Here is a 23,714-nt window from a genome sequence, read left to right as displayed (position 1 = left end):
CCACTGTGCCACCATCCCGTTCATGGATGACCTGGTGGCGGGGGATCCGTCGCACATCGGCCCGTACCGGCTGCTCGGCAGGCTCGGGGCCGGGGGCATGGGCCGGGTCTACCTGGCCCGGTCGGCGGGCGGACGTACGGTCGCGGTGAAGCTCGTACAGGAGCAGTACGCGAACGAGCCGGAATTCCGGCAGCGGTTCGCGCGCGAGGTGGCGGCGGCGCGGCGGGTGGGCGGCGAGTGGACCGCGCACGTCCTGGACGCGGACGTCTCGGCGCCGGTCCCCTGGGTCGCGACGTCGTACGTGGCCGGTCCCGGCCTCCAGACCGTCGTGGACCGCGACTTCGGCCCACTGCCGTCACATTCCCTGCTCGTCCTGGCCAATCGCCTGGCCCTCGCGCTGGCGGCGATCCACTCCGCCGGCCTGGTCCACCGCGACCTGAAACCGGCCAACATCCTGCTGGCGGTGGACGGCCCACGCGTGATCGACTTCGGGATCACGCGCGCGCTCTCCGGGACCGGCGATCTGACCCGCACCGGCATCGTCATCGGCTCACCCGGCTTCATGTCGCCCGAACAGGTCCGTGGCGAGCGGGTGTCGGCGGCGAGCGACGTGTTCTGCCTGGGGGCGGTGCTGGCGTTCGCGGCAACGGGCCGGGCCCCGTTCGGCGGGCTGTCGGAGGGCCACGCGGCGGCCCTAGTGTACCGCATCGCGCACGGTGAGCCGGACTTGAGGGGCGTTCCGGAGTCCCTGATCCCCCTCGTACAGGCGTGTCTGCACAAAGACCCGGCCCGTCGCCCGACACCGCAGCAACTGGCCGAGGCCACGGCGGGCGATGTCCCGGCGCATGACTGGCTGCCACCCGCGCTCCTGGCCCAACTGGCCCGGCAGAGTATGGAGTTACTGGACGCCGACCTGTCGCCGGTGCCGCCCTCACGACGCCGCGCGCAGACGTTCCGGCCGCCGGTTCCCATCCCGGAGGCATCCGGCCGGGCCGACCCGCCTCCGCCGCCGCCTACGGCCTACACGCCTCCGCTGCCAAACCGGGGCCACATGAGTGGGCCGAACAAGCGCTCCCGCAGGGGCGTCCGCATCGCCGTCGCAGTCCTGGCCGCCCTGCTGCTCGGCTGGTTCGTGGTCCGCCCGCTCGTGATCCACGCCCTCAGCGGCTCCGGCAGCGGCCCCTCCTCGCCCCCATCCCCCTCCCTCGGCTCCACCGCGTTCGTGGCGTTCACGAAGACGGACTGACGCCCGCCGACATGACGCCGGGGCCGCCGGTACACACGTACCGACGGCCTCGCAGCACACCTGTCGCCTACAGGAACGAGTTGATCTCGATCGTCTCGGTGCGGCCGGGGCCGACGCCGATCGCGGAGATCGGGGCGCCGGACATCTCCTCCAGCGCCTTCACGTACGCCTGCGCGTTCTTCGGCAGGTCGGAGAACGTCTGGGCCTTGGTGATGTCCTCGGACCAGCCCGGCAGCATCTCGTAGATCGGCTTCGCGTGGTGGAAGTCGGTCTGGCTGTACGGGAGTTCCTCGACGCGCTTGCCGTCGATCTCGTACGCGACACAGACGGGGATCTGCTCCCAGCCGGTGAGGACGTCCAGCTTGGTGAGGAAGAAGTCCGTCAGACCGTTGACGCGGGTCGCGTAGCGGGCGATCACCGCGTCGAACCAGCCGCAGCGGCGGTCGCGGCCGGTGGTGACACCGCGCTCGCCGCCGATACGGCGCAGGTCCTCGCCGTCCTGGTCGAAGAGCTCGGTCGGGAACGGGCCCGCGCCGACGCGGGTCGTGTACGCCTTGAGGATGCCGATGACACGGCTGATCTTCGTGGGGCCCACGCCCGCACCCGTGCAGGCGCCGCCCGCGGTCGGGTTCGACGAGGTCACGAAGGGGTACGTGCCGTGGTCGACGTCGAGGAGCGTGCCCTGGCCGCCCTCGAAGAGGACGACCTTGCCCTCGTCGATCGCGTTGTTCAGGATCAGCGTCGTGTCCGCCACGAACGGCTTGATCTGCTCCGCGTACTGGAGCATCTCCTCGACGATCTTCCCGGCCTCGATGGCGCGCCGGTTGTAGACCTTGGCGAGCAGCTGGTTCTTGCCGTCGAGCGCCGCCTCGACCTTCTGCTGAAGGATCGACTCGTCGTACAGGTCCTGGACGCGGATACCGACACGGTTGATCTTGTCCGCGTACGTCGGGCCGATGCCGCGACCGGTCGTACCGATCTTGCGGGAGCCGAGGAACCGTTCCGCCACCTTGTCGAGGGTGACGTTGTACGGGGTGATCAGGTGAGCGTTACCGCTGATGAGCAGCTTGGACGTGTCGACGCCGCGCTCGTTCAGCCCGCTCAGCTCGGAGAGCAGGACCGCCGGGTCGACGACGACTCCGTTGCCGATGACCGGGGTACACCCCGGCGAGAGGATCCCGGAAGGGAGAAGATGCAGCGCGTACTTCTGGTCGCCGACGACGACCGTGTGGCCGGCGTTGTTGCCGCCCTGGTAGCGCACTACATAGTCAACGGATCCACCGAGGAGGTCGGTGGCCTTTCCCTTGCCTTCGTCACCCCACTGAGCACCGAGCAGCACAAGTGCGGGCACAGGCGTACACCCCTTCCGGGCGGGGCATGTCCAAGGTCAGGGGCGTGTCCGCCGCCTCACCAATGTGCCCCGGAATAGACGAAGCCCCTGGCGCAATAGCGCAAGGGGCTCTTGCACAAAGATGCTACCCGAGGAAGGACCGAAGTGTCGGCTGCCGACCAGCTACTGGTGGTCATCGACCCGGTCGCCCGCCGTATCGACGGCGAGTCCGTACGGATCGCGAAGGATGTGCTGTGCGCGGGTGCGCAGGCGAAAATATGCTGGCCGGAGGGGGTGGAGGAGTTTTCCCGGGCCCTGTCTCGCAGGGGTTCGCGGCGCCCGGTCGTGGTCGGCGACGACCGCACATTGCTACGTACGGTGACTTTGCTGCGACAGGAGCGTGACCTGGCGGGCCTCGCCCTGTCCCTGGTCCCGGTCGGGACCGCCCCTTCCCTGGAACTTGCCAGGTCACTGGGGGTGCCGACGGGCGCGGTCGCGGCGGCGCGGGCGGTTCTGGAGGGCGAGCCGCGCCGGCTCGATCTGCTGGTGGACGAGTGCGGTGGGGTGGTGCTGGGGGGTGTGCGCGTGTCCGTCCCGGTGCCGCCCGCGCCCACGGTGTGGCGCTCGCTGGTCCGGACCCTGGTGCCCGGCCCTTCGCGTCCCGCTCCCGTGACTCTGCGGCTGCGGGTGGAGGTGGACGGGGTGCTCCTGGCGGACGAGCCCCTGACGGGGGTGTCGGCGTCGGCGTGCGCGGGTTTTGCGCGGGTGGTGGTGGAGGGGCGGGAGCGTGCTTGCACGGAGGCGGGCCGCTCGGTGACGGTGTCCTCGTGCGCGTCCCCTTTGGGGTTCCGCTACCGGGCGGACCAAGTGATCACGGGCCCGGTCCGGAGCCGGACGTGGACGGTGGGCCCGGGAGGCTGGACCCTGACGCTCCCCCGCCAGACCAGCCCCTCCCCGCCCCTCCCCTGAACCCTCCGGGGGTGGGTGGGGGTGGAGGTGGTTTTTCCCGGGGGCGGGGCCCCCGGACCCCTTTTGCGGGGCTTCGCCCCTGCATCCCTCTTCGTCTGCAGACCGTGCTGGGTTGCTCGCGCAGTTCCCCGCGCCCCTAACTGCCTAGGGGCGCGGGGAACTGCGCGCTCAGCCCCCACCGGTCCGCAGACGACCGGCATCCGCCAGAGGCTTTCGGGAAGGGGTGGGGTGGGGAAGCTCCCCGAAGGGGCTACAGTGCGCCGATGTCCGCGTCCTGGATCGCCGCCGCTCCCCTCGTAACGTCACGCCTCCGCCTGGAGCCACTGCGCGTCGAGCACGCGCGTGAAGCGGTGTCCGTCTTCGACGACGCCCGGCTGCACACCTGGACCGGCGGCGCCCCCAGCAAGCTCGCCGAGCTCGAAGCCCGGTACGTACGACAGTCGGCGGGAAGGTCGCCGGACGGCACGCAGGGGTGGCTGAACTGGATGCTGCGCCGGGCGTCGGACGGGCAGTTGGTCGGCACGGTCCAGGCCACGCTGCACCGCCCGGCCACCGACCACCTGGAGGCGGCGCTCGCGTGGGTGATCGGCGTCGACCACCAGGGCAACGGCTACGCGCGCGAGGGGGTGCTCACCATGGCGCACTGGCTGCGTACGCAAGGGGTGGACGAACTCGTCGCGTACATCCATCCCGGACATCACGCCTCCATCGCCGTCGCCCGCGCCCTCGGCCTGACCGCGTCCGACGTCGTGGTCGACGGCGAGGTCCGCTGGAGTGGGGCCTAGACCTCCACCATCAGGCTCTCCAGGCCCCGGATCACATATCCCGGCTTCCAGTGCGGAGCCCGGGACGGGTCGGTGGAGAGGTGGAGGGTCGGGGCCTGGCGTAGCAACTCGTTGAAGACTTCCGTCAGTTCGATACGGGCCAGCGGCGCGCCCAGGCAGTAGTGGATGCCCGCGCCGAAGGTGATGTGGGGGTTGTCGGGGCGGGTCAGGTCGAGGGTGTCGGGGTGGTCGAAGACGGCCGGGTCGCGGTTGGCCGAGCCGAACAGGAGCGCCACCTCCGAACCCCGGGGGATCGTGGTGCCGCCGACCTCGATGTCCTCCAGGACCCAGCGTTCGAAGAGCTGGAGCGGGGTGTCGTACCGCAGGAGTTCTTCCACAGCCGTGGACAGGAGGGCGGGGTCGGCGCAGAGGGCGGCGAGCTGGTCCTCGTGGCGCAGGAGGGTCCACCAGCCGTTCGCGGTGGTGTTCACCGTGGCCTCGTGGCCCGCGTTCAGGAGCAGTACGCAGGTGGCGATCATCTCCTGCTCGCTGAGCCGTTCGCCCTCGTCGTGGGCGGAGATGAGGGAGGTGATCAGGTCGGTGGCGGGGTTGCTGCGGCGGGCGGCGATCAACTCCTTCAGATACGCCTCGAATTCGAGGCTCGCGCGGACCGCGCGCGTCGCCGTCAACTCGTCCGGGTTCAGCTCGTACATCCCGCAGATCGCCGCCGACCAGGGGCGCAGGAGGGCGCGGTCCTGGGCGGGAATGCCGAGCATTTCGGCGATCACGGCGACGGGGAGGGGTTCGGCGACCTCGGCGAGGAGGTCGCCGCCGCCCTTCTCGACGACCGCGGCCACGAGGGCGGCGGCGGTTCTGCGTACGTACGGGGTCAGGCCCGCCACGGTCCGGGGCGTGAACGCCTTCTGCACGAGGCGGCGGATACGGGTGTGGTCCGGGGCCTCCAGGTCGAGCATGCTGTTGTCGTTGAGGCGGTGGAACGGTTCGTGGGAGGGGGGCGGTGGGGTGCGGCCGAACTCCTCGTGGGTGAAGCGGTGCAGGTACGTGCGGCCGAGGCGGCGGTCTCTGAGGAGGGCGGAGACGTCTGCGTGGTGGGGGATGAGCCACTGGTTGGTGGGTGCGTGGTGGAGGGCTCGGCCGGTGGCTCTGAGTTCCGCGTACGCGGGGTAGGGGTTGGCGACGAAGTTGGGGTCGGTGGGGGCGAAGGAGTCCATGCGGGGCTTCTTTCCCCACCCCGCCCCTTCCCTAAAGCCCTGGGCGGACGGCCGGGTTCTTTGTCTGCGGGCCGGTGGGGGCTGGTCGCGCCCACGCGGCGGAGCCACAAATGTCACAGCCCCGCGCCCCTAAATACCTAGGGGCGCGGGGAACTGCGCGAGCAACCCAGCACGGTCCGCAGACGACCGACATCCCTCGGAGAGTTTCGGGAAGGGGCGGGGAGGGGCCTAAGACGGGGTGACCAGGCGCGTCTCGTACGCGTACACCGCCGCCTGGGTCCGATCCCGCAGGCCCAGTTTCACCAGTACACGGCTCACGTGGGTCTTGATCGTCGACTCCGCCACCACCAGGCGGTCCGCGATCTCCGCGTTGGAGAGGCCCTGGGCGATCAGGATCAGGACCTCCGTCTCGCGGTCGGTCAGCTCCTCCACGTGCACCGCGCCCGCAGGCGTCCGGCGCGCCGGGGTGACGCGGGCGAACTCGGTGATGAGGCGGCGCGTCACGGACGGCGCGAGGAGGGCGTCGCCGGAGGCCACCACCCGTACGCCCTCGGCCAGTTGGCGGGCGGAGGCGTCTTTCAGGAGGAACCCGGACGCCCCGGCCCGCAGCGCCTGGTACACGTACTCGTCGAGGTCGAACGTCGTCAGGACCAGCACCCGCGCGTCCGTGTCCGACGCCACGATCTCGCGCGTCGCGTCGATGCCGTTCATCTCGGGCATGCGGATGTCCATCAGGACGACGTCCGGGCGGAGTTCGCGCACCTTGGCCACCGCCTCCCGGCCGTCGACCGCCTCGCCGATCACCTCGATGTCCTGCTGGGCGTTGAGCAGTACCGAGAAGCCTTCGCGGACCATCATCTGGTCGTCGACGATCAGGACCCGGACAGCGGAACCGTTGCCCGTACTCATGCCGTCGTTCCCTCGACCTGCGCCATCGCCACCGGGATGAACACCGCCACCTCGTACCCGCCGTCGGCCACCGCCTCCGCCGTCATCTCGCCGCCCAGCATCGCCACCCGCTCCTGCATGCCCGTGATGCCGTGGCCGCTGCCGGGTGAGGCGGCGGCCGGGCCCGTCGGCGGGCCGTTGACGATACGCAGACCGACGCCGCCCAACACGTACGCGACCTCCACCCGTGCCGCCGCGCCCGGCGCGTGGCGCAGGGTGTTGCTCAGGGCCTCCTGGATGATGCGGTACGCGGACAGCTCGACGCCCTGCGGGAGTTCGCGCACCGCGCCGGTGACCGTCTTCGTCACATCGAGTCCCGCGTCGCGTACGTTCGCGAGGAGTCCGCCGAGGTCGGCGAGGGTGGGCTGGGGCGCGTCCGGCGCCTCGTAGTCCTCCGCGCGTACGACTCCGAGCACGCGGCGCAGTTCGGTGAGCGCGGCCACCGCGTTCTCGCGGATGGTCGCGAACGCCTGGGTCAGCTCGGGCGGCGGGTTCTCCACGCGGTACGGGGCCGCCTCGGCCTGGATGGCGACGACGGACATATGGTGCGCGACGACGTCGTGGAGCTCGCGCGCGATGGTCGTACGCTCCTCCAGGACCGTCCGCTTGTCGCGCTCGAACGCCGTCACCGACTGCTCGGCGGTGATCTTGTGCTCCGCGTCCCGGCGGATGTTCACGACCGCGGCGATCAGCAGCAGGATGGCCGAAGCGATCGCCATCGGGCCGCTGTTGCCGCCGTACGCGCGGTTGTGGGTGAAGTCCAGCACCGTACCGAGGCACAGCGTGAGCACCCACATCCAGGCAGCCGTTCGCGGACGGGTGCGCAGCGCCACGACGACCATCACGGCGAGCTGCGCGATGAACGCGCCCGGAGTCCACGGCCTGACCGCCAGGTCGCCGCCCCAGACGGCCCCCGACAGTACGGTCGCCGCGCACGCCAGCCACCACGCGCCGACCGGGCGCACCAGGGTCATCGCGACCGGCAAGCCCGTGACCAGGCCGGACAGCACCCAGGGAAGCGAGTCGGTGCTCCCCGACCCCGAGGCGTACGAGGTCATCGCCGCGATGAACGCGACGAACAGCACGGCCGCGTGCGGGGTCCAGGCGGCCCACCCGCGCAGCCGCCCGGGCAGCCGCCGGGTGATCGGCCCGTCCGTCCGCATCGGCGGCAGCGGCCGGTAGGCGAACGCGTCCTTGAACAGGTCCTCGCGCAGTCCCCCGAACACGTCCATGGCAAGCAGGTACTCGGGACTGCGCCGGGGGCCGCCGCCCGAGGCTCTTATGTGGCTGGTTGTCTCGGTCACGGTGCCACGGTAGGCGCGGGGGGTCGGGCTGGGCGTCCCCTGTGGTGCGGATTCTGGAGGGTCCGTCTCAGGTACTACGTGTGTCACGTGCCTTCTCGTACGCGGGCCTCGGTACGCGGGCCTCAGTACGCGAGCTGGGCGATCTCCTCCGCGACCACCGCGCAGGCGTCGGCGGACGGGTCGATGAGGGGGAAGTGGCCGACGCCTTCGAGGAGGGTCAGGCCTACGGTCTCGCCCGCCGTCGCGGCGGCGTCGACGTATGCCTCGGCGACGGCCTGGGGGACCACGACGTCGTCGCGGCCCTGGACGACGGTGGTGGCGATGCCGGTGGGGAGGAGGGCGGCGGGGTCGGCGTATGCGCGGCGCGCCTCGAACTCCTTCTTCCCGCCGAGGAGTTGGAGCACCGCGCCGTCGCATACGTCCAGCTCGATCGCCTTGGTGAAGTGGGCGATGGGGGCCAGGGCCACGACGCCTCTCAGGGCCGCGGTGGCGGGGGTGTGCCAGGGGGAGTCCGTGGGGAGGCCGTGGCGGGCCGCGGCCCACAGGGCGAGGTGGCCGCCGGCGGAGTGGCCGGTGAGGACCGTGCGGCGGGGGTCGGCCTGGGGGAGGTGTGTGCGGACGAGGGCGGGGAGGGCGTCGAGGGCCGCCGCCACGTCGTCGAACGTCTCCGGCCAGCGGCCGGCGAGCGGGCCGCCCCCTTGTTGCGGGAGCAGGCCACCGCGTCGGTACTCCACGCTCGCCACGGCGAAGCCCCTTCTGGCCAGGAAGTCCACGAACGGGGTGAGGTGGCGGCGGTCGAACGCGCCTCGCCAGGCGCCGCCGTGCAGGGCGACGACGAGGGGGGCGTCGGTGGTTTCTGTGCGGGGTGCGTAGAAGTCGACCAGTTGGTCGGGGTGGGGGCCGTACGCGGCCGTCGCGTCCGGGTCCACGGTGGGATGCGAGAAGGCCGAGGCCGCTTCGGCGGCGTCGCGGGCGGCGGCGGAGTCGTTCATGCCTCGACCTCTCGGTTCGGGGGGGGTGGCGGCGTGGCGGGAGGGACGGTACCAGCGATCTTGCACATTGCCGCCTGCGGCGGGCATTCCCCCACCCCGCCCCTTCCCGAAACTCTCCGAGGGTGTTGTTCGGCTGCGGATCGTGCGTGGTTGCTCGCGCAGTTCCCCGCGCCCCTGGGTATTTGGGGGCGCGGGGAACTGCGCGATCAGCCCCCGCCGGCGGGCAGCCAAGGAACCAGGCCGCCCGCCCAGGGCTTTCGGGAAGGGGCGGGGTGGGGCTAATTCAGCGCCGTCGACAGCGCTCGCGCTGCCCGTTCCGCGTCCGCGAACCCCACGTACAGCGGGGTGAAGCCGAAGCGGAGGACGTCGGGGCGGCGGAAGTCGCCGACTACGCCCGCCGCTATCAGCTCGGTCATCACCGAGCCCGCATCGTCGCAGCGCAGCGCCACCTGGCTGCCTCGCTCCGCATGCGCCGACGGTGTCACCGACGAAACCCGGCCAGCCGGCACGTACTCCGACACGCACTCCAGGAAGAAGTCCGTCAGCGCCAGCGACTTGGCCCGGACGGACTCGATCGAGACCCCCGTCCAGACATCCAGCGCGGACTCCAACGCCAGCATGGACAGGATGTCCGGCGTACCGACCCGGCCCCGCACCGCGCCTTCACCCGGCACGTACTCCGGACGCATCCCGAAGGGATCCTCGTGCGAGTTCCAGCCGGGCAGCGGCGAGTCGAAGCGCGGCTGGTGGTCGCCGCGTATGTAGATGTACGCGGGCGAACCCGGCCCGCCGTTCAGGTACTTGTACGTGCAGCCCACGGCGAAGTCGACCCCGTGGGCGTCGAGCCCGACCGGCAGCGCGCCCGCGCTGTGGCACAGGTCCCAGACCGCCAGGGCGCCCGCCTCGTGCGTAGCGGCCGTGATGCCGGGCAGGTCGTGGAGCCGCCCCGTCCGGTAGTCGACGTGGTTCATCAGGATCGCTGCCGTACGTGGCGACAGCGCAGACGGAACCTCGGCCGGTGACACCGCCCGTACCGTACGGCCCGTCATCCGTGCCGCGGACGCCGCCACGTATCCGTCCGTGGGAAACGTCGACTCGTCCACCAGGATCTCGTCCCGGTCCGACGGCGCCAGCCGCACCGCCGCGACCAGGGCCTTGAAGACGTTCACGCTCGTCGAGTCGCCCACCACGATCCGGCCCGGCTCCGCGCCGACCAGCGGCGCTATGCGGTCGCCGATCCGCTCGGGCGCGGTCCACCAGCCGCTCTCGTCCCACGACCGGATGCGCAGCTCGCCCCACTCATGGGCGATGACCTCCTGCATACGGGCCGGAACGTGGCGGGGCAGCGCGCCCAGCGAGTTGCCGTCGAGGTAGACCGCGCCGTCTTCGAGCGCGAACAGCTCGCGGTGCTTCGCGAGTTCGTCTGCGGCGTCCAGCGCCGCGGCCTTCGCGGCCAGGGACTCAGACATGGCTGCGCGCCGTCCACAGCTCGGGGAACACGTTCTTCGCGGCGCGCTTCTCCAGCCACGCCACGCCCGCCGAACCGCCCGTACCGGTCTTCGCGCCCATCGCTCTCCTCGTCGCCACCAGATGGTCGTTGCGCCAGCGCCACACCAGCTCGCCCACATCGGTCAACGCCTCACCCAGGCGCACGAGTTCCCCGTTCTGGTCCCCCGCGTAAAGTTCCGTCCAGACCGCCTCGACCTCGGGCGACGGCTCGTACCGCTGCGAGAGGTCACGGTCGAGGACGGCGCGCGGCACGGCGTAACCACGTCGGGCGAGCAGGCCCAACACCTCGTCGTACAGGCTCGGTTGGTGCAGCGCCTTCTCCAGCTCGGCGTGTGCGCGCGGCGCGCCCCGGTGCGGCACCAGCATGGACGCGGACTTGTCGCCGAGCAGGAACTCCATCCGCCGGTACATCGCCGACTGGAAGCCGGAGCCCTCGCCGAGGGCCGAGCGGTAGGAGTTGAACTGCGCGGGGGTCAGCTGGCCGAGCGGCGTCCAGGACGCGTTCAGCGCCTCCAGCTCGCGTACGGACCGCTTCAGCGCGTCGACGGCGACCGGCACCCGGTCCTCGCGCAACGCGCGCGACGCGGTCTCCCACTCGTGGACGATCACCGTGAACCACAGCTCCATGACCTGCGTGGTCACCAGGAAGACCATCTCGCCGGGGTCGTCCGAGCGCAGCTGCTGGAGGTGGGTGAGCACGTCCGCCTGGACGTAGTCCTCGTACGGGGTGGTGCCCGCGAAGTCCAGATTGGGCGCGGCGTCGGCCGCCTCGGCGGCTTTCTGGGCTCCGGTTTCGACTTCCGTTTCGACCGGTTCGGACATCTTTGATGACATCGCTGTCTCCTCGATGTGTCCGGGTAGCGGTCCGCCCCTTCCTTCATCGGCTCGGGAGCCCCGGTCCCCACCCGCATCATAAGCACGGGCGGGGCGCCGTCGTCAGGGCTCAGGGCACCGGAGGGCCCGTGATCAAGGTGCCGTCATCGGTGTACGGCCACGCGTTGGAGACGCAGCCGTCCAGGCCCTTGATCTGCTGCATCATCACCGGCGCGGGCTTGCCCGGACCCGGGCAGGACATGTGCTCGTGGAAGCCGATCAGGTGGCCGATCTCGTGGTTGATGATCAGATGCCGGTACTCGGCGGGCGGCCCGTCGTACTTCGGGGACCCCTTCACCCACCGCTTCAGATTGACCACGACACCGCCGACGACCTCGCAGTTCAGCTCGCCGTGGGTGTCTCCGACGGCGGCGCAGAGCCGGTCCGTGGTGGCGGGGGTGGCGATCTTTATCGTCACGTCGGCGTCGTCGTCCCCGGAGACCAGCTGGAACCGGCCACGGCCGTGCGCCGCCCAGCTGCGGGGGTGCGCGAGTATCGCCTGGATCTCGGTGGCGGCCTCGCTCGCCGAGACGTCCACACCGTCCTCTACGAGGACCTTGTAGCGCCGCAGCGGCCCGCTGGAGCCGACGGGGCGGCCCTGGGCCTGGGCGGGGGTGAAGGTGCCGGGGCCGGAGGCGGGGACGTCGGTTTTTTCGGCGCCCTTGTCGCCGCTCTTGTCCTTGCCCTCGGGCTTCGACGGGGGTGATGTGGGGAGGGGGGCGCGGTCGCCCAGCGGGGACTCGGCGGCTATGCCGGGTTCGGGGCCGGTGCCGTTCCCGGTGCCGTGCCACTCGGCGAGTGCGGCGCCCGCGATGAGGGCGAGGCCGAGGATGCCGCCCACCAGGAGGACCGGGCGTCTGTCGCGGCGGCGGGCGCGGGTGCGGGGGCGACTTGTGCCGCTCCTGTCACGTCGGACTCCGTTGCGGGCTGCTCGCTTCCCCAAGACGGACTTCTCCCCATGGTGCGGCTGGAGTTGGGGGGAAGAGGTGTGGGGCCTCGTGCGCCAGCGGTGGTGGTTGGTCAGGTGACCTGTATGCGACTGTTCGATTGTGCGTGCGAGCGTACCGCCCGTACGTCATCTGTACGGGCAGTACGCGTCGTGTCGGCGCGCTCGGCTCAGCCCAGCGTGTCCGCGGCGAGCGGCGAGGAGTCGCGCAGGAACGTGGTGCAGCGCTCGTACTCCTCCTGCTCGCCGATCGCCTGGGCGGCCCGGGCGAGGGCGTGCAGGGCGCGCAGGAACCCGCGGTTGGGCTCGTGCTCCCACGGCACCGGCCCGTGGCCCTTCCAGCCCGCGCGGCGCAGCGAGTCGAGGCCGCGGTGGTAGCCGGTGCGGGCGTACGCGTACGACTCGACGGTGCGGCCCGCGTCGAACGCGTCGTCGGCGAGCTGGGCCCAGGCGAGGGAGGACGTCGGGTACTTCGCCGCGACGTCGGCGGGGGCCGTGCCCTGCGCGAGGAGCTCGCGGGGTTCGGGGTCGTCGGGCAGGTGGGTCGGGGCGGGGCCGCCGAGCAGGTTCTCGTGAATGGACATGCGGTCCAGTCTGCCTGGTGCGCCGGCGGTACGGCCGCGTGCGGGCCGGTTGCCGCCTGCGGCGGGCAGTTCCCCATCCGGCCCCTTCCCGAAAGCCTCCGGCGGTGGGGGCTGATCGCGCAGTTCCCCGCGCCCCTAGGTAGTCAGGGGCGCGGGGAACTGCGCGAGCAACCCAGCACGATCCGCAGACGAACAGATCCCTCGGAGAGTTTCGGGAAGGGGCGGGGTGGGGGATCAAACCCCCCGGTCGCGCTCCAGCGGCGGTCCAGACACCCCGCACGCCACCCGGCACTCCGGATGACACGCAGCCACCGGCGGACGCCGGACCGTCAGGAACGCCAGCACAGACCCCGCCACCAACACACCCGCACACACCGGCATCGCCCGACGGAACGTGGCACCGAACTCCGTCGCCGAGCGGTACGCCGACGGCCCCATCCCCGTCAGCAACGGCAGCGCCGCCACCGCGATCAACCCCGCCGCCCGCGCCGCCGCGTTGTTGATCCCGCTCGCCAGCCCCGCCCGCCCCGCGTCCACCGCCCCCAGAACCGTCGCGGTGAGCGGCGCCACCAGCGTCACCATGCCGAGGCCGAGGACCACTACGGCAGGGAGCACGTCACGTACATATGACGCCCCCTCCCCCACCCGCAGCATCAGCAGCATCCCGCCCGCACACAGCAGCGGCCCGACGGTGAGCGGCACACGCGGGCCGATCCGCTCGCCCAGCGCGCCCGAGCGGGCCGACAGCAGGAGCATCAGCACCGTCGTCGGGAGCAAAGCGGCGCCCGCGCCCAGCGCCGAGTAACCCGCCACCACCTGGAGCTGGAGCGCAGCAAGGAAGAAGAAGCCCGCGAACGCCGCGTACACGCACACCGTCACCAGGTTCACCGCCGTGAACTGCCGCGACGCGAAGATCTCCGGCGGCAGCATGGGGTCGGCCAGGCGTCGTTCCAGACGTACGAAGGCCATGCCCAGGAGCACGCCCGCCAGCGCCGCACCGATCACCACCGGCGACGCGCCCTGCTCCGGCGCCGCGATCAGCGCGTACGTCAGGAGAGCGAGAGACAGCGCGCCCAGCAGCGCCCCGAGTACGTCGAAGCGCCCCGCGTGCACGCGCGCGTCCCGCGACTCCGGTACGTGCCGCAGCGCCACCGGCACGCACAGCGCGGCCAGCGGCATGTTCAGCAGGAACACCCAGCGCCAGCCGGGGCCGTCCACCAGCCAGCCGCCCAGGAACGGCCCGACGGCCGCCCCGACGCCGCCGAGGCCGGACCAGACGCCGACCGCCCGCGCCCGGTCGTCGGGGTGGAAACTCGCCTGGATCAGGGCGAGCGAGCCGGGGGTCAGGAGCGCCCCGCCGATGCCCTGGAGGGCGCGCGCGGCGATCAGTACGCCCGCGTTCGGCGCGATGCCGCAGAGCAGCGACCCGGCGGCGAACCAGCAGACGCCGAGCACGAACACCTTGCGGCGCCCGTACCGGTCCCCCAGCGCCCCGCCGAGCAGGATCAGCCCGGCGAGCGTGAGCATGTACGCGTTGACCGTCCACTGAAGGACCGCCATGTCGGCGTCCAGGTCCCGGCCGATGCGCGGCAGCGCCACATTGACCACGGTCGAGTCGAGCATCGCCATCCCGGACCCGAGCACGGTCGTGAACAGCACCCACCGCCCCACCGGGGTCCCCATGCGCACGCTGTCCGCCACAGCGCCACTGTCCCCCAGGAAGCCTCTTCGCGATACCCGGGACGGGAACGCAGCAGGCCCGGCACTCCCGAGGGAGCGCCGGGCCCGTGAAGCCGCGAAGACTTACTTCAGCTTCGTACCCGTCGAGCGCAGGTTCGCACAGGCCTCGGTGACGCGCTTGGCCATCGACGCCTCGGCCAGCTTGCCCCAGGTGCGCGGGTCGTACGTCGACTTCTTGCCGACCTCGCCGTCGACCTTCAGGACGCCGTCGTAGTTGCGGAACATGTGGTCCGCGACCGGGCGCGTGAAGGCGTACTGGGTGTCGGTGTCGAGGTTCATCTTCACGACGCCGTTCTCCAGGGCGGTCGCGATCTCCTCGGCCGTGGAGCCCGAGCCGCCGTGGAAGACGAAGTCGAACGGGGAGGCCTTGCCGTACTTCTCGGCGACGCCGGCCTGGAGGTCCTTGAGGAGCTCGGGACGCAGCACGACGTTGCCCGGCTTGTAGACGCCGTGGACGTTGCCGAACGAGGCGGCCAGCAGGTAGCGGCCCTTCTCGCCCAGGCCGAGCGCCTCGGCGGTGCGCAGCGCGTCGTCGACGGTCGTGTACAGCTCGTCGTTGATCTCGTGGCTGACGCCGTCCTCCTCGCCGCCGGTCGGGGTGATCTCGACCTCAAGGATGATCTTCGCGGCGGCGGCCTTGGCGAGCAGCTCCTGGCCGATGGCCAGGTTGTCGGCCAGGGTCTCGGCGGAGCCGTCCCACATGTGCGACTGGAAGAGCGGGTTCAGACCCTTGGCGACGCGCTCGGCCGAGATGTCGAGCAGCGGGCGGACATAGCCGTCCAGCTTGTCCTTGGGGCAGTGGTCGGTGTGGAGCGCGACGGTGATGTCGTACTTCGCGGCGACGATGTGCGCGAACTCGGCCAGGGCGGCGGCGCCGGTGACCATGTCCTTGTTGTACTGGCCACCCAGGAACTCCGCACCACCGGTGGAGATCTGGATGATGCCGTCGCTCTCGGCCTCCGCGAAGCCGCGCAGGGCAGCGTGCAGGGTCTGCGTCGAGGTCACATTGATGGCCGGGTAGGCGAACTTGCCTGCCTTCGCCCGGTCGAGCATCTCGTTGTAGACCTCGGGGGTTGCGATGGGCATCTGTCCGCTCCTTGTGATGTGCGGGGTGTGCGATATGTGCTGGCCCTGACCTGGGGGCGACGTCATCGTCGCGGCCCATCTTTCCAGACTCTATGCGGGGCATCGCCACCCTGCGTACGCCCGAGGGGGCGGCCGTTTCACGTGAAACAACCGCCCCCTCGGGGAAACCGCAGGTCAAGGCTTAGGCAAGGCCGAGCTCGTCGAGGGCGTAGGCGTACACGTACGGGACGCCCGCACCCTCGGTGATCTTCTCGGCGGCGCCGGTGGCGCGGTCCACGATGGTGGCGACGGCCACGACCTCGGCGCCGGCCGCGCGGACGGCCTCGACGGCGGTCAGCGGGGAGCCGCCGGTGGTGGAGGTGTCCTCGACGACCAGGACGCGGCGGCCCTTGATCTCCGGGCCCTCGACCTGGCGCTGCATGCCGTGGGCCTTGGCGGCCTTGCGGACGACGAAGGCGTCCAGGGTCTTGCCGCGAGCGGCGGCGGCGTGCAGCATCGCGGTCGCGACCGGGTCGGCGCCCATGGTCAGACCGCCCACGGCGTCGAAGTCGAGGTCGGCCGTGAGGTCGAGCAGCACCTGGCCGACCAGCGGCGCGGCGGCGCCGTCCAGCGTGACCCGGCGCAGGTCGACGTAGTAGTCGGCCTCCAGACCCGAGGAGAGGGTCACCTTGCCGTGCACCACGGCCTTGTCCTTGATCTGCTGGAGCAGGTCAGCGCGTACGTCAGTCATGCCTACGAGCTTACGGGCCGGGGCGCGCCGCTTCGGCCCGTACACCTGCGACCAGCGGCGTCACAGGCGGCGCCAGCTCCAGGTCGCGCGCAGCTCCAGCGGGTCCACCGGGGTGACGAGCCGGGGCAGGGTGTTGAGGCCGTTGGGCGGACCGGACTGCGGCTCCACGCACACCGCCTCGGCCTGCTCGTCGTAGACGACGACCCACTCGGTGGTGCTGGTCACCTTCAGCTCCAGCTGCTCGGGCCAGGTGAGCGTGACGTCGACGCCGTCGGACATCCCGAAGCAGTCGTCCCACGGGCCGGGCTTCGGGTCGATGCGGCGGCCGGTCGGCAGATGGTCGTCGCCGCGCTCCTCCTGCCACGCGGGCGTGAAGCCGACCCGTACGTCCTCGCCGCCGAGGTTGCGCAGGAACCACGGGTGCCAGCCGAGCTGCGCCGGGAACGACTCGTCGTACGTCTCGATGCCCATGGAGAGCGTCAGCGCGCTCTCCGACAACTCGAAGATCTGGGTGACCCGGCCGGAGTACGGCCAGGGCTCCGCGAGGTCGTACGTGAAGTGGGCCTCGGCGCTGCCGGACTCGGTGCGCCCGACGCGCGCGGGACGCCACTCGGTGTCGCGGCCGGTGCCGTGGATGGCGTGCGGCGGGGAGTTGAGCGGCATCCGGTACTTGGTGCCGCCGTTGCGGAACTCGCCGTTCTCGATCCGGCCGCACCACGGGACCATCGGGAAGCAGCCGTACTTGTCGCCCTGGCGCAGCAGCTCCGTACCGCCGACGCGCAGGCTCTCGATGCGGCATCCGTTGTCCGGACGGACCGTCAACTCGGCGTCGCCGGCCGTCAGCCGGACCCTCTTGTCGCTACTCACGCACCCGACACTACTTGCGCCCCGGGTGCGGCCGTGTCACCGGCGCCGCCGCAGCGCGCGGCCGACCACGACGGCGGAGGCCAGCGCGAGCGCGGCAGCCGGGGCGACCCAGCGCAGGGTCGCGCTCGCGCCGACACCGGCGGGCGCGGGGACGGGCGCGTACCGGCCGCGCGGCGGGGCGTGGTCGACCTCCTCGGCGCTGCGCCCGATCATGGTCCGCCGCGCGTGCGCGGCCTCGGCGGGTGCGTAGTCCGCGTCTCCGGACAGGTCGAAGTCCTCCTCGGCGAGCGGGTCGAGGGCGGGCGGGGGGACGGCGGTGTCGAAGACGGATGCGCCTTCGGCGTGGCCGGTGGGGTCGGTGGCGCGGGTGTCGGCGGCGTCGGCATCGGCATCGGCTCCGGCGGCATCGGACCCGCCGTCCGCCTCCGGCGCCGCGTCCCGGACGCCGGGTTCCGGCTCGGCCCCGTCCCCGCGCACGTCATCGCCCGGGCCGCCCGACGCCCCCGCGCCCGGTCCCTCCGCGTCCGCCGCGAGCGCAGAGGCGAAACGGTCCAGCAGACGCGTCCCGGACGACTGGATCGCCGCCGCCGGGGCGGAGGCGGCGCGGCCGTCCGCCGTGGCCGAGGCCGTGAACGTCAGGGTCGTGCCGCCCGGGGCCGGGGCGAGGCGGAGCGTGAGGGAGAGCTTCGCGGCGCCCGTGCCGCGCACCTCCGTGCCCTCGGCCTCCACACCGAACGCGTCGGCGTCGAGCTCGGTGATCCGCAGCGTCCCCCGGTACGTGATGGTGTGGCCGTCGAGGCGGAGCCGCAGCCTCCCGGCCACCGGTGGCTCGCCCGCGTCCTGTTGCAGGCCGGGCACACAGCGGGCGACCCGCGCCGGGTCGCGCAGCGTGCGGCGCAGTGACGGGGCCTCGACCGGAACGAACACCTCATGCTCCATGAGAACCGAGCCTACTCAGGGGCGGCCGCCGCGTCCCCGTAAACGCCACGCCCGAGCGGCCGCACCGGCCTCACCGACACGGCACCCGCCCGCGCCCCGCACCCGCCGGCCGACCGCGCCTCACCCCGTGTACCGGGGATGCACCAGCGTCGACGGGGGCAGGCCGCCGCGCGGGCGGGCGTAGGCCAGGGGCTCCAGCTCGGGCGGGAGCGGGGCCGTCGGGGCCGCGCTCGCGGAGGCCAGGACGAAGCCCCAGTCGTGCGGCGCGGTCGAACCGGAGGCGCGGTCGGGGCCCGCCGTGAAGCCGGTGAGGCGCCCGGTCGCGCGGTACGGCACGGTCCGCAGCCCGGCCGCCCGTACCGTCGACTCCACCGTCCAGTACGTCCGCGACCTCGTCGCCACCGGGCCCGCGTGCACCACGATCCGCCCGCCGGGCGCCAGGACGCGGGCGGCGAGGCCGAAGAACTCCTCCGAGTACAGCTTGGTGCTCGGCGTGATGCCCGGGTCCGGCAGGTCGGAGATCACCACGTCGTACGGGCCGGTCGCGCGCCCGGGGCCGCGCAGCCAGCCGAACGCGTCGGCAACCACCGGGATCACCCGCCGGTCGTTGTACGCGTGTCCGTTCAGGGCCGACAGGGCCGGGTCGTGGCGGGCCAACTCGACGACACCCGCGTCGAGTTCGACCAGGGTCACCGAGGTCACGCCCCGGTAGCGGAGCACCTCGCGCGCGGCCAGGCCGTCGCCACCGCCCAGGACGAGCACGCGCCCGTGCGGCCCGGAGTCCATCGCGGGGCGCACCAGGGCCGAGTGGTAGCGGTACTCATCGCGGCCGCTGACCCGCAGGCGGCCGTCGAGGAAGAGGTCGAGGGGGCCGCCGGGGCCGTGGCCGGTGCGGCTGCCGGTCAGGACGATCTCCTGCACCCCGGTCTGCACGGCGACCCGCACCTGGCCCCCGTACACCGCGCGCCTGGCGGCCTGTTCGAAGTCGCCGACCAGCGCGGTGGTGGTGGCGAGGATCGCGAGGACCAGCACGTTCGCCGCGAACAGCCACCACCGCGCGCGTCGCGTGAGGTCGCGCCGGAACAGCCACAGGACCAGCGCCCCGCCCGCGACCGCGTTGACCGCGCCGGTGAGCAGCGCGCCGGTCAACTGCCCCAGCACCGGCAGGAGAAGGAACGGGAAGGCGAGGCCGCCGACAAGAGCGCCCACGTAGTCGGCGGCGAACAGGTCGGCGACCGTGCCGCCCGCGTCCTGCCGTGAGACGCGCTGGATCAGGGTCATCAGGAGCGGGATCTCCGCGCCGATGAGCACGCCGATCGCCAGCGAGAACGCCACCAGCGCGTACCGCGCGCCCCCGAACCAGGCGAACGTCGCGTACAGGACCATCGCCGAGCAGCCGCCGACCAGCGCGAGGGCCGCCTCGATGAGGCCGAAGCCGACGGCGGCGCGCAGCCGCAGCCGTTTGGCGAGCAGCGAGCCGATGCCCATCGCGAAGACCATCACGGACAGCACGACGGACGCCTGGGTGACGGAGTCGCCGATCAAGTACGAGGCGAGGGCGACCAGTTCGAGTTCGTACACGAGTCCGCAGGCGGCGCAGATGAAGACGATGCCGAGCACGATGAACCGCGCGGTGCTGCGCCGGGGCGCCGGCGGCGGGATGCCACAGGGCAGAACGGGCACAGACGGTTCGATCATGATGGGAACGCTACGTCACGACTCGCCCGCATCCTGTCACCCACAAGGGTGCAACTAGCGCACGGCGGAGGGAATTACGTCCTCCACGGTAGCGCCGCACCCCCTCGGACCTGCACGAGTCGGCACCGCGTGCGGGCACACCGCGCGCAACCTCGCGCACGCGCTTTCAGAGGGCTACGGGAGCCGTCATCCGCACGCCGACCCTCGTACGGGTGACCACCAACTGCCCTTCCTGCGGATACGCGTGCCAGGTGCGCCAGCGGACCTGGCCCTCCGCGCGCTGCGCCAGCATCGCGGTGAACGCGTACGGCGAGCCCGGGAACGTTCCGGCAAGGCCGTGCGGATGGTCGGCGACGAGCGCGAGGAGTTCCTGCGCGCGCCCCGCGAACGAGCCCCCGGTCAGTGTCTCCACGCGCGCGGCGAACTCGTACTCCCACTCCCCGAGACGTTTCGCCACCCCCAGGGGCAGTGGTGTGCTGCTGCCGGGCATACAGGCGACGGTCTCCGAACAGGAGCCCTTCTCCTCCTCCAGGAGCACCTGGTGGGAGGCGCCGAGAAGTCTCAACTGGAGCTTCGCGCCGGACAGTTCGAGGTCGAGGACGGCCAGTGCGGGCAGCGGCTCCCGGCCCAGGGCCCAGGCGAGGTCACTCGCACGCGTGTCGGTGTAGACGGTCTTGAGAGTCGTGAGCATGGGTGGGCTCCGCAAAAACACACATGTGGAGGGTGGACGACCGGGGTCACCCCGGAACCGTGGCGTGGGAAGGGGGGGGGACCGCCTGCTCAGGTCCGCCCGGCGGGGGTCCGTGGGCTGCGTTTCTCAACAGCGAGGGAATCATGAAGTGGGCGGCGCTCACAGCGTTTTTACCCAACTTGGCGGGGTTTCCATCCCCTGGGATGCAACACGGTTCAACTGTTCAAGAAGCGGGTGCACACGGCAGCGCCCGGCGGGTGTTGACCCACCGGGCGCGCGGAAGGGGCGTGCGGGCCCAGTCAGCTGCCCCGTGTCAGCCGGAAGAGCCTCAACTGCCGCCCCCGCAGGACGAACCGCCCCCGCATCCGGAGTGTCCGCCGCCGCACGAGTGGCCGCCGCACGAGTGCCCCCCGTGGTGCCCTCCGGAGTGGCCGCCACCGCCACCGCTGTCGCCGTTCCCGACCCACCAGCTGGAACTGGCGGCGCCCGAGGACGAGCCCGATCCCTTCCCGTACCACCCCCGCCGCCACCGGGCGTTGCTCCCGCGCGTCAGCCTGCCGACGACGTACCAGATCAGGACCAGCACGGCCCCCGCGATGACATATCCCATCTCCCCCACCGTCCTTCTCCGTGCACGGATCCATCCGCGAATCCGAAGCGGATCCGTACGCGAACTCGTGCGTGACAGGGGGATTCCCGCCGCCCTCGAAGGCGAACACACACTTGAGCAAGTCCAGAGGTTCCGCGCAGGATGGCGGCCATGACCTCCAGCGCGCGCCCACTGCTCAACCGACGCCTCGCCGAGTTCGGGACCACGGTCTTCGCCGAGATGTCCGCCCTCGCGGCCCGAACCGGCTCCATCAACCTCGGCCAGGGCTTCCCCGACACCGACGGCCCCGAGGAGATCCGGGAGGCGGCCGTGCGGGCGCTGCGCGACGGCCGGGGCAACCAGTACCCACCGGGCCCGGGCGTGCCCGAGCTGCGCGCGGCGATCGCGGACCACCAGGAGCGCCTGTACGGGCTCTCCTTCGACCCGGACCGCGAGGTCCTGGTGACGGCGGGCGCCACCGAGGCGATCGCGGCCGCGCTGCTCGCGCTGGTGGAGCCGGGCGACGAGGTGATCGCGCTTGAGCCGTACTACGACTCGTACGCGGCCTGTGTGGCGATGGCGGGCGGCACGCGCGTGCCGGTGACCTTGCGCCCCGACGCGGGCCGCTACCACCTGGACCTCGACGAGCTGCGCGCCGCCGTCACCCCGCGCACCCGCCTGATCCTGCTCAACACCCCGCACAACCCCACCGGGACCGTACTGACCCGCGAGGAGCTGACCGCGATCGCGGAGCTGGCCTGCGAGCGGGATCTGCTGGTCGTAACGGACGAGGTGTACGAGCACCTGGTCTTCGACGGCGAGCACGTGCCGATCGCCACGCTGCCGGGAATGCGGGAGCGCACGGTCACCATCGGCTCGGCGGGCAAGACGTTCTCCTTCACCGGCTGGAAGGTCGGCTGGGTGACGGCCGCGCCCGAGCTCGTCACGGCCGTACGGTCGGCGAAGCAGTTCCTGACGTATGTGGCCTCCGGACCCTTCCAGCACGCGGTCGCCGAGGCGCTGCGGCTGCCGCAGACGTACTTCGACACGCTGCGCGCGGACCTGCGTCGCAAGCGGGACCTGCTGAGCGGGGGGCTCGCGGCCGCCGGGTTCACGGTCTACAAGCCCGCGGGCACGTACTTCGTCACCACCGACATCCGCCCCCTCGGCGAGGAGCTCTCCCACGGCGGCGACGGCTTCGCCTTCTGCCGCGCGCTGCCGGAGCGCTGCGGAGTGGTCGCGATCCCCAACGCCGTCTTCTACGACCACCGGGACGCGGGCGCGCCTTTCGTCCGATTCGCGTTCTGCAAGAGGGAGAGTGTGCTCGAAGAGGCCGTCTCCCGGCTGAAGGCGCTCGCGGGCTAGGGCTGCACGCGTACGGGCGGACGGCCGGGCGCAGTTGTACCCGGTCGGCTGCCCAGCACTCGCGCCACGGCCGTGTGCCGCCGAAGGTCGGGGGAGGACCACGCGCGCGCCCGGAGGTGCACCCTGTCCGCCGAGATCACCGCCCCCGTACGCCGGTCCGGCGCCGCCCTGGCCGCGCCGCGCCGGCTCACCGCGCTGCGCCGGGCGGCCCCCGCGCTCGGGCTCTTCGCCGCCGCCCGGCTCACCGGGATGCTGACCCTGGCGGTGTGGGCCTGGCACCTCGGGCGCTCCCCGCGCGCGCTGCTGGCGACCGCGTGGGACGCCGACTGGTACATCAAGATCGCGGCGAACGGCTACGGGCGCACGCTCTACTGGCCGCGCGGGGTGGTCCAGAGCGACCTCGCGTTCTTCCCGCTCTACCCGGGCCTGATGCGGGCGGTCACCAGCGTGCTTCCGGTGGCGGGCGGCACGGCCGGGCTGCTGGTGTCGTGGACGGCGGCGGGGGCGGCGGCGTGGGGCATCTACGCGGTCGGGGAGCGGCTCTACGGGCGGCGCACGGCGAGCGCCCTCGTGCTGCTGTGGGGGCTGCTGCCGCACTCCATCGTGCTGACGATGGCGTACACCGAGCCCGTGATGACGGCGCTGGCCGCCTGGGCGCTGTGGGCGGTCCTGGAGCGCCGCTGGCTGTGGGCGGGGGCGCTGGCGGCCCTGGCCGGGCTCTCACGGCCCAACGCGGTCGCGGTGGCCGCTGCGGTGACGGCGGCCGCCGCCGTCGAGCTGTGGCGGCAGTGGCGGGCGCGGGGCGGGCCCGGGGACTGGCGGGTGTGGGTCGCGGGCACAGTGGCTCCGCTCGGCTGGTGCGGATACGTCCTGTCGGTCGGCGCCCGAAAAGGTGATCCGCTCGGCGGGTACTTCGCGGTCCAGGCGGCCTGGACATCGCGGTTCGACTTCGGCGTGGGCGCGCTGCGCTTCGCCCGGACGATCGCCACGGGGCCGGTCGACCTCGGCTACACGATGGCGCTGCTGATCACCGTGGCCGGGCTGCTGCTCTTCGCGCTGCTCCTGCTTGAGCGCCCACCGCTGCCGCTGCTCGTCTACACGGCGGTGCTCGTCCTGATCACCGTCGGCGGCTCGGGGTTCTTCGAGTCCAAGCCGAGGTTCCTGCTGCCGGCGTTCCCGCTGCTGCTGCCGCTCGCGGGCGCCTTGACGAGAGCCCGGCCGGGCGCGGCGGCCGTGGTGACCGCCGCACTGGCCGGGCTGTCGTTCGCGTACGGGACGTATCTGCTGACGCTCGCCCCGATGGCGCTGTGAG

General features: G+C 72.1%; 21 protein-coding genes. 5 read left to right on the top strand and 16 right to left on the bottom strand.

Going from position 1 to position 23,714, the window contains the following annotated elements; all coding sequences use genetic code 11:
- The first annotated feature begins 22 nt into the window (after window positions 1-22).
- Window positions 23-1,246: a serine/threonine-protein kinase gene (locus tag ACT1U9_RS16515; protein ID WP_444533506.1), complete on the top strand. Its 1,224-nt coding sequence runs from the start codon at window positions 23-25 to the stop codon at window positions 1,244-1,246.
- A gap of 67 nt (window positions 1,247-1,313) precedes the next feature.
- Here the strand turns inward: ACT1U9_RS16515 and ACT1U9_RS16510 are convergent, their stop codons facing one another.
- Window positions 1,314-2,597, bottom strand: coding sequence for an adenylosuccinate synthase (locus tag ACT1U9_RS16510; protein WP_361428638.1), 1,284 nt, complete (start codon window positions 2,595-2,597; stop codon window positions 1,314-1,316).
- Window positions 2,598-2,741: 144 nt separating this feature from the next.
- Between ACT1U9_RS16510 and ACT1U9_RS16505 the strand changes: the two genes are divergently transcribed.
- Window positions 2,742-3,545: a diacylglycerol kinase gene (locus ACT1U9_RS16505; protein WP_444533505.1), complete on the top strand. Its 804-nt coding sequence runs from the start codon at window positions 2,742-2,744 to the stop codon at window positions 3,543-3,545.
- 263 nt (window positions 3,546-3,808) lie between these two features.
- A complete protein-coding gene (locus ACT1U9_RS16500; RefSeq protein ID WP_444533504.1) occupies window positions 3,809-4,330 on the top strand; it encodes a GNAT family N-acetyltransferase in 522 nt (173 codons plus the stop codon).
- Here the strand turns inward: ACT1U9_RS16500 and ACT1U9_RS16495 are convergent.
- From ACT1U9_RS16495 to ACT1U9_RS16425, 15 genes are all read right to left on the bottom strand, one after another.
- On the bottom strand, window positions 4,327-5,541 hold the full coding sequence (locus tag ACT1U9_RS16495; RefSeq protein WP_444533503.1) for a cytochrome P450: 1,215 nt from the start codon (window positions 5,539-5,541) through the stop codon (window positions 4,327-4,329). The genes ACT1U9_RS16500 and ACT1U9_RS16495 overlap by 4 nt on opposite strands.
- Before the next feature lie 228 nt (window positions 5,542-5,769).
- Entirely contained in the window at window positions 5,770-6,450 is a 681-nt protein-coding gene (locus tag ACT1U9_RS16490; protein WP_444533502.1) for a response regulator, read from the bottom strand.
- A complete protein-coding gene (locus ACT1U9_RS16485; protein ID WP_444533501.1) occupies window positions 6,447-7,793 on the bottom strand; it encodes a sensor histidine kinase in 1,347 nt (448 codons plus the stop codon). Before ACT1U9_RS16485 ends, ACT1U9_RS16490 begins: the two co-directional genes overlap by 4 nt.
- A 122-nt stretch (window positions 7,794-7,915) precedes the next feature.
- The gene (locus ACT1U9_RS16480; protein ID WP_444533500.1) at window positions 7,916-8,785 is read right to left on the bottom strand and encodes an alpha/beta hydrolase; all 870 of its coding nucleotides are present in this window, start codon (window positions 8,783-8,785) and stop codon (window positions 7,916-7,918) included.
- Window positions 8,786-9,063: 278 nt separating this feature from the next.
- The gene (gene kynU, locus ACT1U9_RS16475; RefSeq protein ID WP_444533499.1) at window positions 9,064-10,254 is read right to left on the bottom strand and encodes a kynureninase; all 1,191 of its coding nucleotides are present in this window, start codon (window positions 10,252-10,254) and stop codon (window positions 9,064-9,066) included.
- Complete coding sequence (locus tag ACT1U9_RS16470) at window positions 10,247-11,116, bottom strand: tryptophan 2,3-dioxygenase family protein (protein WP_444539132.1); 870 nt, start codon at window positions 11,114-11,116, stop codon at window positions 10,247-10,249. The genes kynU and ACT1U9_RS16470 overlap by 8 nt, the downstream gene beginning before the upstream one ends.
- 121 nt (window positions 11,117-11,237) lie before the next feature.
- Window positions 11,238-12,008, bottom strand: coding sequence for a DUF3152 domain-containing protein (locus ACT1U9_RS16465; protein ID WP_444533498.1), 771 nt, complete (start codon window positions 12,006-12,008; stop codon window positions 11,238-11,240).
- A gap of 275 nt (window positions 12,009-12,283) precedes the next feature.
- Window positions 12,284-12,697: a DUF3151 domain-containing protein gene (locus ACT1U9_RS16460; protein ID WP_361428620.1), complete on the bottom strand. Its 414-nt coding sequence runs from the start codon at window positions 12,695-12,697 to the stop codon at window positions 12,284-12,286.
- A gap of 234 nt (window positions 12,698-12,931) precedes the next feature.
- On the bottom strand, window positions 12,932-14,380 hold the full coding sequence (locus ACT1U9_RS16455) for an MFS transporter (RefSeq protein ID WP_444539131.1): 1,449 nt from the start codon (window positions 14,378-14,380) through the stop codon (window positions 12,932-12,934).
- Window positions 14,381-14,500: 120 nt separating this feature from the next.
- Window positions 14,501-15,523 (bottom strand): class II fructose-bisphosphate aldolase, encoded by a 1,023-nt coding sequence (gene fbaA, locus ACT1U9_RS16450; RefSeq protein WP_188276872.1) that lies wholly within the window; start codon window positions 15,521-15,523, stop codon window positions 14,501-14,503.
- A 181-nt stretch (window positions 15,524-15,704) separates the two neighbouring features.
- Complete coding sequence (gene pyrE / locus ACT1U9_RS16445) at window positions 15,705-16,253, bottom strand: orotate phosphoribosyltransferase (RefSeq protein WP_444533497.1); 549 nt, start codon at window positions 16,251-16,253, stop codon at window positions 15,705-15,707.
- Between the two features lie 60 nt (window positions 16,254-16,313).
- Window positions 16,314-17,120, bottom strand: a complete 807-nt coding sequence (locus ACT1U9_RS16440; protein ID WP_444533496.1) for an aldose epimerase family protein — start codon at window positions 17,118-17,120, stop codon at window positions 16,314-16,316.
- Window positions 17,121-17,156: 36 nt separating this feature from the next.
- Window positions 17,157-18,059 (bottom strand): SRPBCC domain-containing protein, encoded by a 903-nt coding sequence (locus ACT1U9_RS16435; RefSeq protein ID WP_444533495.1) that lies wholly within the window; start codon window positions 18,057-18,059, stop codon window positions 17,157-17,159.
- Window positions 18,060-18,179: 120 nt separating this feature from the next.
- Window positions 18,180-19,757, bottom strand: coding sequence for a polyamine aminopropyltransferase (locus tag ACT1U9_RS16430; RefSeq protein ID WP_444533494.1), 1,578 nt, complete (start codon window positions 19,755-19,757; stop codon window positions 18,180-18,182).
- Between the two features lie 166 nt (window positions 19,758-19,923).
- Window positions 19,924-20,448 (bottom strand): DUF2617 family protein, encoded by a 525-nt coding sequence (locus ACT1U9_RS16425; protein WP_444533493.1) that lies wholly within the window; start codon window positions 20,446-20,448, stop codon window positions 19,924-19,926.
- Window positions 20,449-21,199: 751 nt separating this feature from the next.
- On the opposite strand from ACT1U9_RS16425, the gene ACT1U9_RS16420 reads away from it, so the two are divergent.
- Window positions 21,200-22,402 (top strand): pyridoxal phosphate-dependent aminotransferase, encoded by a 1,203-nt coding sequence (locus ACT1U9_RS16420; RefSeq protein WP_444533492.1) that lies wholly within the window; start codon window positions 21,200-21,202, stop codon window positions 22,400-22,402.
- 72 nt (window positions 22,403-22,474) lie between these two features.
- Window positions 22,475-23,713, top strand: coding sequence for a glycosyltransferase family 39 protein (locus ACT1U9_RS16415; RefSeq protein WP_444533491.1), 1,239 nt, complete (start codon window positions 22,475-22,477; stop codon window positions 23,711-23,713).
- Window position 23,714 lies beyond the last annotated feature (1 nt).

Source organism: Streptomyces sp. BR1, from assembly GCF_052373795.1.
Classification (GTDB): Bacteria; Actinomycetota; Actinomycetes; order Streptomycetales; family Streptomycetaceae; genus Streptomyces.
This window is presented reverse-complemented; position numbering and strand designations above follow the sequence as displayed.

What these genes read in the sequence shown, in the direction of transcription:
- ACT1U9_RS16490 (WP_444533502.1), bottom strand. Translation starts at nt 6,450, where the DNA reads ATGAGTACGGGCAACGGTTCCGCTGTCCGGGTCCTGATCGTCGACGAC.
- ACT1U9_RS16495 (WP_444533503.1), bottom strand. Translation starts at nt 5,541, where the DNA reads ATGGACTCCTTCGCCCCCACCGACCCCAACTTCGTCGCCAACCCCTAC.
- fbaA (WP_188276872.1), bottom strand. Translation starts at nt 15,523, where the DNA reads ATGCCCATCGCAACCCCCGAGGTCTACAACGAGATGCTCGACCGGGCG.
- ACT1U9_RS16480 (WP_444533500.1), bottom strand. Translation starts at nt 8,785, where the DNA reads ATGAACGACTCCGCCGCCGCCCGCGACGCCGCCGAAGCGGCCTCGGCC.
- ACT1U9_RS16425 (WP_444533493.1), bottom strand. Translation starts at nt 20,448, where the DNA reads ATGCTCACGACTCTCAAGACCGTCTACACCGACACGCGTGCGAGTGAC.
- ACT1U9_RS16460 (WP_361428620.1), bottom strand. Translation starts at nt 12,697, where the DNA reads ATGTCCATTCACGAGAACCTGCTCGGCGGCCCCGCCCCGACCCACCTG.
- ACT1U9_RS16420 (WP_444533492.1), top strand. Translation starts at nt 21,200, where the DNA reads ATGGCGGCCATGACCTCCAGCGCGCGCCCACTGCTCAACCGACGCCTC.
- ACT1U9_RS16435 (WP_444533495.1), bottom strand. Translation starts at nt 18,059, where the DNA reads ATGGAGCATGAGGTGTTCGTTCCGGTCGAGGCCCCGTCACTGCGCCGC.
- ACT1U9_RS16515 (WP_444533506.1), top strand. Translation starts at nt 23, where the DNA reads ATGGATGACCTGGTGGCGGGGGATCCGTCGCACATCGGCCCGTACCGG.
- pyrE (WP_444533497.1), bottom strand. Translation starts at nt 16,253, where the DNA reads ATGACTGACGTACGCGCTGACCTGCTCCAGCAGATCAAGGACAAGGCC.
- kynU (WP_444533499.1), bottom strand. Translation starts at nt 10,254, where the DNA reads ATGTCTGAGTCCCTGGCCGCGAAGGCCGCGGCGCTGGACGCCGCAGAC.
- ACT1U9_RS16500 (WP_444533504.1), top strand. Translation starts at nt 3,809, where the DNA reads ATGTCCGCGTCCTGGATCGCCGCCGCTCCCCTCGTAACGTCACGCCTC.
- ACT1U9_RS16455 (WP_444539131.1), bottom strand. Translation starts at nt 14,380, where the DNA reads ATGGGGACCCCGGTGGGGCGGTGGGTGCTGTTCACGACCGTGCTCGGG.
- ACT1U9_RS16430 (WP_444533494.1), bottom strand. Translation starts at nt 19,757, where the DNA reads ATGATCGAACCGTCTGTGCCCGTTCTGCCCTGTGGCATCCCGCCGCCG.
- ACT1U9_RS16470 (WP_444539132.1), bottom strand. Translation starts at nt 11,116, where the DNA reads ATGTCCGAACCGGTCGAAACGGAAGTCGAAACCGGAGCCCAGAAAGCC.